Below are 9,514 nucleotides of genomic sequence, written 5' to 3' on the forward strand. Positions count from 1 at the left end.
TTTCTAATCTTTTTATATTTAAATTTAATTAGGTTTAGCTTGTAAAATGGATATCTAACAGCTTTAAATAAATTAGATTTAGCATACTTAAACAAAGCATAAAAAGTATGTTTTCTAATTTTACTGTTTGTTTTAGCAGGCAAGAACTCATAGCCTTCTTTCAAACTTAAATCAAACAACGTCTCACTTAAGTCGAAATAGACACTATCTGTAATACCGATCCCTCCAGTAACTCCCTTGTTCGACAGGTCATACTTAGAGTAAAACGACATATCTGGTACTACAGTTGATTCTATATCATACTGGGCTAATTCTTTTTGACTTAAGCTTTCTCGTACAAAAATCAAATCATAGCATCTCATACTCTCAATAATGTCATTATTGTTATCTTGACATGTAGAGTTAATAAGTATGACGGGTATATTTAAGTTTTCCTTAACATATTGTCCAACGGATATCAGGTCTTTCGCTCTTGGTTGTGAGTGGTGCAGTGTCCCTTCGCCATTTACAATTACAATATCAGCTTGTGACATGTTAGCGATAAAACTTTTATTCTCTACCCATGGTTTTCCGACAGGGTGAGTATCTATAGTTTGGATTCCATTTTGGAGTAAAAGTGCCTTTATGTTCTTTACAACTGTTTCGCAACCATGATGTGATTCAAATGAAGTATCATTTAAAATTACTGCTTTTTTCATCTGTATACCCGTCTAAGTCTAAGCTTATATTTTTTCTTTAGTGGCACTATATCTCGGCACGTGGATTTCCCAAGTATAGTTGAAGTCAGTTACAAAGCTTTTCTTGGGCTAAAAACTTGGGTCTTATAACGTTTCTCAAGCCAGCACTCCCAAGCTTAGGAGAGAGTGCTGGCTGTGCGAGGGTTAGGGAAAATTATCTATTATCCCCACGCAGCGTCAGTACTTCTTCACGCAAATGGCTGCTATTGGTGTCTTCAGGCTGAATCGGCTCCCCGGCGACAATCGTCACCTTTGACCAGAAACGTTTAGGGATTTTCAACAGGGCTCGTCCGCCCTCTCGGCTGAAGAAGCTGCCCCATAAACCTTGGATAGCCACTGGCACAACAGGTACTGGTGAGCGTTTGATGATTAGATCAATCCCGCGCATAAACGGCCCCATCTCGCCATCGTAGGTCAACTGGCCTTCGGGGAAGACACACACAACATCACCACGCTCGAGATACTTGCTTACACCGATGAAAGCCTTCATGACCGACTTTCTATCTGTTGCATCAATCGGGATCACTTTGCAGGCACGGCAGAAGGCTCGGACCATCGGCAAGTTGTAGATATCCCTATCCATCAAAAAACGGATCGGGCGCGGACAAGCACCGGCAAGCAGCAAGGCATCCATGTAACTGACATGGTTAGAAACGATCAGCACTCCACCTTTGTCTGGGATGTTAGCCAGATCTTTGTGGGTTACACGGTACATGGTGTGGCTAACGAGCCAAACCATAAAGCGCCAGAAAAAGTCAGGCGCTTGCACGTAGATGTATACGACGACTATCAGGTTGAGTACCGACAAGATCAGGAAGAACTGCGGTATGGTAAATTCCAGCACCGACAGTACCACAATGCCGCTAATCGCACTGACCACCATGAAGATGGCGTTCCAGATATTATTTGCCGCAATCACCTGGGCCCGTTCTGATTCCTTGGCGCGGTGCTGCATCATGGCATAGAGTGGGACAATGAAAATACCGCCAGAGACCCCAAGCATGGTAAGGCAAACAAACACGCCAAGTAGTTGAGGGTCAGTAATAAACTCAAGAATAGGTTGGGTTTCAGGTAGAGTGCTTGGGGTACTGAACATTAGCCCAGCACCAAATAGGGTGATCCCCATGCTACCAAGCGGCACAATGCCCAGCTCGATACGGTGGCCTGATAGCCGGTCACACAACAGTGAGCCAACGGCAATACCAATCGAGAACAGGGTAAGCAGGAACGAGACTGATGCCGCATTGCCGCCGAGGTGCAGTTTGGCAAAGTTCGGGAATTGTGTCAGGTAGCAGGCCCCGAGGAACCAGAACCAGCTAATTCCCATGATACATTGGAATACTGTTTTGTCTTTGCGGGCAATCGCCAGCGTCTTACGGGTTTGTTTAACTGGCTGCCATTTAAAAACGATATCTGGGTTACTTGGCTTGGCCGAAGGGATCCCTTGTGAGCACAGGTAGCCGATAATAGCAAAACTGACCACACTAATGGCCGCGATATAGGTTGCCTGTTCCTGGTTGGCAATAACCCCAGCCAGCAAGGTACCAATGAGTATGGCTAGGAAGGTACCGGTTTCAACCAGGGCATTACCGGATACCAACTCTTCTTTTTTCAGTTGCTGGGGAAGTAGGGCGTACTTGGCAGGCCCGAAAAAGGCTGACTGGGTCCCCATCAGGAACAACAGGATCAGCAGCATCAGGTAGTTTTCGCTGATAAACGCAATCGCAGCCAAAGACATGATGATGATCTCGGCCATTTTCACCACGCGCATGATGTTAGCTTTATCGTATTTATCTGTGATCACCCCGGCAGTGGCTGAAAAAAGGAAGAACGGCAAAATGAATAAGCCCGCAGCCAGGTTTATGACCAGATCGCTGTCTACCGGTAAGGTACCGGGAGCGGCAAACGCGATAAGGATAAGCAGAACATTCTTGTAGATGTTGTCGTTGAACGCCCCGAAGGCCTGCGTAAGAAAGTAGGGCAGGAAGCGCCGCTGGGTTAGGAGTCGAGACTGATCTGACATGAATACTTTAGCCTGAGTTCGAATGGGTCATCGAAAGTAGTCACCGCAGGTTGTGCGGGTTGAATAAAGACGTTATCACTTGCTGACATGAGAGTATAGGTATCTGGTCTAAGCTTAGACCAGATACGGCTTAATAACGGTTAACAACTTACCCTTTCCAAGCGTTGAGGTAAGTGCTTAACAGGTTATCAATCAAAGCTTTGCCATCAACCGGTACGGCAGTAAACAGCTTGTCATCTACCGATAGCAAGGTGATACCGTGTACACCAGACCAGATCACACGGCTGGCTTCCAAGGTTTCATCACTGCTTAGGCTAGGGTTGATTTGGTGGATCAAGGTTTCCAGCATACCGGTCATGTTATTGATACGCTCAGATTGCCACTCCGGCAATTCCTCACCATTCATCGTATGTTGGAAAATAAGTTGCCAGCGGTATGGGTTCTGCGAGGCAAAATCCAAGTAACAGTATGCAAGGCGCTTGAGTGCATCTTCCGCTGATGAGGCTTCTTTCATTTCCGCTTCTGCTTGGGCAAATAGCTCATCAAGAGTCTGGGCCACCGCATGCAGCAGAAGAAGGTTGTAGTTACCGAACACGTTAACCAGTGTACTAGGCACATAGCCTATCATAGCGGCTACTTTGCGCAGGCTGAGTTCATGGTGTGGGTGCTGGGCGAGAAAGTTTTTGACTTGCTCCAGTGTCATACTTACCAACTCTTCACGAGTATGGTCGTTTCGTCTTGCCATCGAAGTTACTCTTAATCGACTAAGTCTTATTTTGCTTAATTGTAATATGCCCAACTCGAGTGGGTATGATGCGAAATAAGTTTTTTTGCCAAAAGGCAAAAAATAATTAGAACATTGTTCGATATTTTAGTGTTTTCAACAAGAATAGGTCAAGCAACATATCCTGCCTAATAACCTTTTCTAACATTTACTTGGTGAGTTGTGAGCCCAGTCATGGCTGATGCCAGCATTTTTTTGAATGCTGGCATCAGTGTTGATTAGATTTACCGCACTACGCCGCAAGGCCCTTGGCCCTGAATTAGGCGCGGCGGCGTTCTTGGTTCTCGATGGATACTTGGTCATTCAAGGTCCAGAAATCGACCAGAATACCAATTAGGAAAAAGCCAAAGGTACATAAATACAAGATACCGGTTAACCATTTTCCCATGTACATACGGTGAACGCCGAACACGCCAAGGAAGGTCAGTAATAGCCAGGCCACGGTGTAGTCAATGTCACCGCCCTGAAAGCGTAGGTCGGCCTCGCGGTCCATGGATGGGATCAAAAACAGGTCAATCAACCAGCCGATACCTAGCAGTCCTAATGTGAAGAACCAGATGGTGCCGGTAACCGGCCTACCGTAGTAAAAGCGGTGGGCACCGGTAAAACCGAAAATCCACAATAGATATCCGATCAGTTTGCTGTGCGTATCTTGCATATCTTATTCCGCCTACAAATATTTTATTAACACATTGAAGTTATTAGTATTAAAGACTAATCCAATCTAGCATGATAGGGAAATATTTCGTCGGTTATTAATATTAGTAACAATTTGCTTGTGTGGTTTGGTTGACATTCAGTTGTGGCGGTTTACGATGCAAGATTCTATATGAGGCAAAGGTAATTCATTCAAATGAAACGCATCTTCACAGTTTTTGCCCTTATTCTGACGGTTGCATTCGTTGCACCAGAGGTTGAGGCAAAGAAATTTGGTGGCGGTAAATCATTTGGCAAAAGCTTTAAAACTGCGCCAGTGAAAAAGCAGCAACCACAACAAACGGACACCCTGAGACAGCAGCAACAACCCGGTGCTAATCAGGCAGCAAACTCAAGCAAGAAGGGACTAATGGGCGGCCTGATGGGCGGACTATTGGCTGGTGGATTGCTAGCAGCCTTCTTTGGTGGTGCGTTTGAAGGTATCCAGTTCATGGATATTTTGATCTTGGGCTTGATTGCCTTTGTTATCTTCAAGTTGTTCAAAACCATGCGTGGTGCCAAATCGACCCCGATGGGCCACCGCGAAGCGTATGCCGGTAACTCCCCCCGCCAACCACAGCAGCCTAACCAGTTCCGCCAGCAGGCGAGCCAAGGCGGCATGGCACAGGAAGAGTACGTATCAACTGACAGCGACGTGCCATTCAACCTGCCTCCGGGCTTTAACATGAATGCATTCCTGAACGGCTCCCGAGAGCACTACCGTACTATCCAGGGGGCTTGGAACCACAACGAACTGGCTAAGATCAAAGAGTACGTCAGCCCTGCGCTGCTTGACGATTTGATTGCAGAGCGTGCCAAGCTAGAGGGTGAGCAGCATACCGAAGTGATGTACGTCGATGCAGAACTAGTGCGAGCTGACTATGATGCCAACATCGCCCAGCTGAGCATCAAGTTCTCTGGCCGTTACAAAGACCGCCAAGAAGGTGTAGAGGAAGATATTACAGATATCTGGCACCTAGAGCGCGACTTACGCACTCCTAATGCGCCTTGGCTGATTGTCGGTATCCAGGCATAATACGACCAAGCGATATTTTAAAACCGTCCTTAAAGGGCGGTTTTTTTATAACAAAAATATGATCTTGCTCGCTTTCGCGATGCGCTTGAATTGATCTTGCTACCTACTTTTCTGGCCATAAGCCGCTAGTATTACTGTTAGGTTAATTCAGTAAGAGAGAAATGCATGCCGTACAATGCCGATTTGGTTCACGAGATGAACCTGCTAGTAAAATTCCCGATGCACAGCGATTTGGAGGGGATTAAAGTGCACAGTGGTGCTGCGCCTGAAATGGTGGCAGCTGCACAGCGTTTGTATGCCAAAGGGTTGGTGACCCAAGAGGACGGCGGCTACTTGACCTATTCGGGTCATCAGGCGGTAGAACACGCCAAGTCCGTTCTACGTATCCTAACCGGCAAGGTGGCGGTTTAGGTCATAGTTTCTAATTCGGTAATGTTTTCCAACGCCTGCTTGTTGCTCGCTCCGCACAGTGACGGGCAGGCTTTAAATTGATGGCACACGGCAGGACGTTCTGGCTTGCCGAAAATCTTACACAAATTCTCGTCATTGAGCTGGATGCAGCGAACTCCGGCCGGTTTGCCTTTCGGCATGCCGGGGATCGGGGAAGAAATACTCGGTGCAATACAGCATGCGCCACAACCTAGTCGACACTCCATCACTTACCACTCATCTACACTAATAAAAACGGTTGCGAACGTTACCACTCTCGCCGCTACGGATCAAAAAAATGTGGCTTTTTAAGTCATGGATACGAATGACTATTATTACAAGGTGTAATTGGTAGCAAAGGGCCGGAAGTACTTGCACTTTATAGGTGTGGAAGCTATAAAACCGCCTCCATGATAGCCTTGGCAACGAAGGGCAAGGTAGAGAGCAACAGAAGGCAAAGTGATGACGCACTATTGGCAAGAGAAAGATTTGAAGGAAATGACCGATCAGGAGTGGGAAGCGTTGTGTGACGGCTGTGGCAAATGCTGCCTGCACAAACTGATCGACGATGATACCGACGAAATCTACTACACCAATGTTGCCTGCAGCCTACTGGACAACGACACCTGCTCTTGCAAAGATTACCCGAACCGCTTTGAATCGGGTGAAGAGTGCCTCAAGTTGACCCGTGAGCGTATCGATGAGTTTGTCTGGCTACCTGAAACTTGTGCCTACCGCCTGCTTGCTGAAGGCAAGGACCTACCAGAATGGCACCCGCTGTTGACCGGCTCGAAAGATGCCATGCATGCTGCCGGTGAATCAGTACGCGATAGCGTAGTGTATGAGATCGATGTGATTGACTGGGAAGATCACATTTTAAACCATCCTAACCGCTAGTCTAACGACCTTTTTCCTACTTCCTTCTTTGGTGGCCTAACAGCATTAAAGAAGGGAGTAAAATACCCACTCTCAGCCCGCCTCCTTTCCTCGCCAATATCTCTTAGGTTATTGGTATGATTCGTTTTCTCTATAAATGCTTGAAAAAAAAGCCTGCATATGGATACTTACTCAAAATGATTATATTGGGTAGGTTCAATGAGTGCTCTAAGGCGGGCGTATAAGCCAAGAATTCCAATGCCAAGCCACCAGTGCTCAATGGTCAATCGTGAGTCCTTGCCGAGGGAGTGTGGCGTCTATGCTATCTCCCAAGGCTTTGAATGTCTGCTGGTAGGCAGTGCTCCGGATGTGGGTAAAGCATTGCAATCGCTGCATAAGGTCGGTGATGTGCAAATTACCCATGGCTGCACAGTTCAGTTTTGGCGGTGCCGGGAAGAAAACCGGCAGGCGATGGAGTTATCGTTTATCTATTCGATGGATCCTAAGTTCAACATCCATCTACCGGATAACTTCGTTGAGATAATGCTAGATCACCTTAAGCCTGAATCCAGTCTGGCGGTGGAGGATATCGAACGTTTCTTCCAACACTTCCAGGCTAACCGGGCTTACAAGGTGCATGAGCATGAAGAGCGTCGCCGTAAAAACGAAATGACGCGGCTTGCTTACTTGGCTGCGTTTAGCGAATTGACAAATGATGAGCTAGACATGGTGCAAGATGCATTGGATCAGGTACGGCGAGAGCGCCGGGCCTAATAGGGTATACAGCCCAGAAATAGAAAAGCCAGCACATGAAAATGTTGCTGGCTTTTTGCTGTTTGGACGGTCGCGATTTAAAGTGTTGGCTTTAGGCCGCGAGGTCGGCATAGCTTCTTTCGAGGATCTCGACGATAGGCGCGGCTTTGTTGTGCTTGCGGATATCGGCAAATAGCGCCTTGGCCTGCGGGTATTCATGGCGCAGGTAGGCAAACCACTGTTTGATGCGGTTCGGGTAATACAAGCCTTTATCGCCTTTGATTTCATAGGTTGAGTACTTCAGCAGGAGTTGCAGCACTGCCTCCCAACCCATATGGGTCTCATTGTGTTTGACCACGTTGCCAAGGTTCGGCAGGTTGATAGCACCACGGCATACCATTAGGGCATCACTGCCAGTCACTTCCATACAGCGCTGGCCATCTTGATGATTCCAGATTTCACCGTTGGCTATAATTGGCGTTTTGACCTTCGCTTTTAGCTTACGGATATAGTCCCACTTGATGGTATCGGCCTTGTAGCCATCGACCTTGGTGCGGGCATGCACCACGATTTCATCCGCGCCAGCTTGGGCAACGGCATCGGCAATCTCATAGCAATGACTCGGTTCATCCCAACCAAGGCGAACTTTGGCGGTGACCGGTAAGCGGGGATCGGTTGCTCCGCGTACCGCTTTGACGATGTCATACATCAAACCAGGATCTTGTAGCAGTACGGCACCGCCACGGCTTTTATTGACCGATTTTGCTGGACAGCCGAAATTGATATCAATACCTGGGGAACCCAACGAAATGGCGCGGTGGGCATTCTCAGCCAACCAGTCAGGATCTTGGCCCAGCAATTGGACACGGACCGGTGTACCGGAGGCTGTTTTACCGCCTTGGCGCAGTTCCGGGCACAGGCGGTAGAAGACACTGTTTGGCAGGAGCTGGTCAACCACACGGACAAACTCCGTGACGCACAGATCATAATCATTGATATCTGTCAGCATTTCCCGCATCAGGTGGTCAAGGACACCTTCCATCGGGCCTAGAATTACTCGCATGTGATTTCTCTTTGAGCCAATGTGCAAAAGTATAGGCGAGGGCCGATCCGGCAGATCAGCGCCGTGCCGCTTGGGTGCGAGATTTTAGTGGGTAATAGCAGGCTTGTCTAATAGCATCCGTCCTGAGAGGGTAAATACCTTTGGCAATTCGTGCCTTTGGGCCTCTTGGGCAAGGTTCAGCATTTTCTTTGCCACTTGCTCTGCCGGGATCGGATCAAGGTTGGCGAGTGGGCCAATAACCAGCGGGTGGAAGACATCGAAGATCCCCTGGACCATCAGTTCGTCTTTTCTGGGTTTGCTGCGTTCACCTTTGAGTGGGCCGGGGCGGACAAAGATGCAGTGCTCAAAGTCCATCTTCACCAATGCCTGCTCCATTTTCCCTTTACAACGCAGGTAATGGGAGGGAGACCAAGGACTGGCAAACAGGCTGGAAATGACAACAATATGCCGGACACCCAACATCTTCATAGTTTTGGCCACTTCCTTGACCAATTGGTAGTCCACAGCCTCCAGTGCTTTCTTGCTGCCGGCTTGTTTCTTGGTCGTCCCTAGGCAGATGAAACCGACAGTTGGCGTCGGGGAGGCGTCTTCCCATTCGGTGACACGCAGTTCAGGATGGATGATCTGGTGCAGCTTGCTGCCATGCAGGGGGAGCTCACGCCGAGAAAGCGCATAGACAGCCTCGAAATCGGGCTGGTTGAGGAGAAGATGTAAAAGTTCATCACCGACCAATCCGCTACCGCCAGCGATTATTGCACTGCTACCTGTCATTAATTTCCACCATCCTGATGATAACTCCATCTTTTTTGCCACCATTTACTGCAAAGTTCAATAGGTTTGTCTTTTTGTCACCATTTTCCTGTTCTGGCGCAAAAACCGTTATAATCAGCCGACGAAACAGATAATGAGAACCGACCATGACACAACTAATGACGTTACCCGAAGCTTGGGAAGGCATGCCTGCCACCTTTATTGAGGGTGCACTCTTGGCAGCCAATGCAAACCCAAAACCACTGGCACCAGAGATCTGGTTACCTGTGTTGATCACCGGTGGTGTCGATGAAGATGAGGTGGTAGCGCTCCAGCAAGATGACAAAATGGCGGTGTTGAACCACTT

General features: G+C 48.0%; 11 protein-coding genes and 1 pseudogene. 5 read left to right on the forward strand and 7 right to left on the reverse strand.

All coding sequences use genetic code 11. The features are described 5' to 3' along the window. The 4 genes from BIZ37_RS27835 to BIZ37_RS27850 all read right to left on the reverse strand — a co-directional run. The coding region (locus tag BIZ37_RS27835) for a polysaccharide pyruvyl transferase family protein (RefSeq protein ID WP_187464304.1) at nucleotides 1–698 on the reverse strand (698 nt) is incomplete at its 3' end. A 193-nt stretch (nucleotides 699–891) separates the two neighbouring features. Next, complete coding sequence (locus BIZ37_RS27840) at nucleotides 892–2,760, reverse strand: MFS transporter (RefSeq protein WP_187464305.1); 1,869 nt, start codon at nucleotides 2,758–2,760, stop codon at nucleotides 892–894. A gap of 148 nt (nucleotides 2,761–2,908) precedes the next feature. After that, nucleotides 2,909–3,505 (reverse strand): TetR/AcrR family transcriptional regulator, encoded by a 597-nt coding sequence (locus tag BIZ37_RS27845; RefSeq protein WP_187464306.1) that lies wholly within the window; start codon nucleotides 3,503–3,505, stop codon nucleotides 2,909–2,911. A 298-nt stretch (nucleotides 3,506–3,803) separates the two neighbouring features. Next, entirely contained in the window at nucleotides 3,804–4,202 is a 399-nt protein-coding gene (locus BIZ37_RS27850) for a TM2 domain-containing protein (RefSeq protein WP_187464307.1), read from the reverse strand. 195 nt (nucleotides 4,203–4,397) lie between these two features. Here BIZ37_RS27850 and BIZ37_RS27855 point away from each other — a divergent pair, with 195 nt between their 5' ends. Both BIZ37_RS27855 and BIZ37_RS27860 read left to right on the forward strand, forming a co-directional pair. After that, complete coding sequence (locus BIZ37_RS27855) at nucleotides 4,398–5,276, forward strand: Tim44 domain-containing protein (protein ID WP_107299129.1); 879 nt, start codon at nucleotides 4,398–4,400, stop codon at nucleotides 5,274–5,276. A 165-nt stretch (nucleotides 5,277–5,441) separates the two neighbouring features. Continuing rightward, nucleotides 5,442–5,687, forward strand: a complete 246-nt coding sequence (locus BIZ37_RS27860) for a TIGR02647 family protein (RefSeq protein ID WP_107299130.1) — start codon at nucleotides 5,442–5,444, stop codon at nucleotides 5,685–5,687. On the opposite strand, the gene BIZ37_RS27865 is transcribed toward BIZ37_RS27860, so the two are convergent. Next, nucleotides 5,684–5,932: a YkgJ family cysteine cluster protein gene (locus BIZ37_RS27865; protein ID WP_187464308.1), complete on the reverse strand. Its 249-nt coding sequence runs from the start codon at nucleotides 5,930–5,932 to the stop codon at nucleotides 5,684–5,686. The genes BIZ37_RS27860 and BIZ37_RS27865 overlap by 4 nt on opposite strands. Before the next feature lie 235 nt (nucleotides 5,933–6,167). On the opposite strand from BIZ37_RS27865, the gene BIZ37_RS27870 reads away from it, so the two are divergent. Continuing rightward, nucleotides 6,168–6,602, forward strand: a complete 435-nt coding sequence (locus BIZ37_RS27870) for a YcgN family cysteine cluster protein (protein WP_187464309.1) — start codon at nucleotides 6,168–6,170, stop codon at nucleotides 6,600–6,602. A gap of 198 nt (nucleotides 6,603–6,800) precedes the next feature. After that, nucleotides 6,801–7,355 carry a hypothetical protein gene (locus tag BIZ37_RS27875; protein WP_146157088.1) on the forward strand — a complete coding sequence of 185 codons (555 nt, stop codon included), beginning with the start codon at nucleotides 6,801–6,803 and terminating at the stop codon, nucleotides 7,353–7,355. 91 nt (nucleotides 7,356–7,446) lie between these two features. Here BIZ37_RS27875 and dusC read toward each other — a convergent pair whose 3' ends face one another. Further along, on the reverse strand, nucleotides 7,447–8,397 hold the full coding sequence (gene dusC, locus BIZ37_RS27880) for a tRNA dihydrouridine(16) synthase DusC (protein ID WP_187464310.1): 951 nt from the start codon (nucleotides 8,395–8,397) through the stop codon (nucleotides 7,447–7,449). A gap of 84 nt (nucleotides 8,398–8,481) precedes the next feature. Then, nucleotides 8,482–9,168 carry an NAD(P)H-binding protein gene (locus tag BIZ37_RS27885; protein WP_187464311.1) on the reverse strand — a complete coding sequence of 229 codons (687 nt, stop codon included), beginning with the start codon at nucleotides 9,166–9,168 and terminating at the stop codon, nucleotides 8,482–8,484. Nucleotides 9,169–9,314: 146 nt separating this feature from the next. Between BIZ37_RS27885 and BIZ37_RS27890 the strand changes: the two are divergent. Further along, nucleotides 9,315–9,514: pseudogene (locus BIZ37_RS27890) on the forward strand (prepilin peptidase); the annotation flags it as partial.

This window comes from Photobacterium sp. BZF1 (genome assembly GCF_014349205.1).
Classification (GTDB): Bacteria; Pseudomonadota; Gammaproteobacteria; order Enterobacterales; family Vibrionaceae; genus Photobacterium.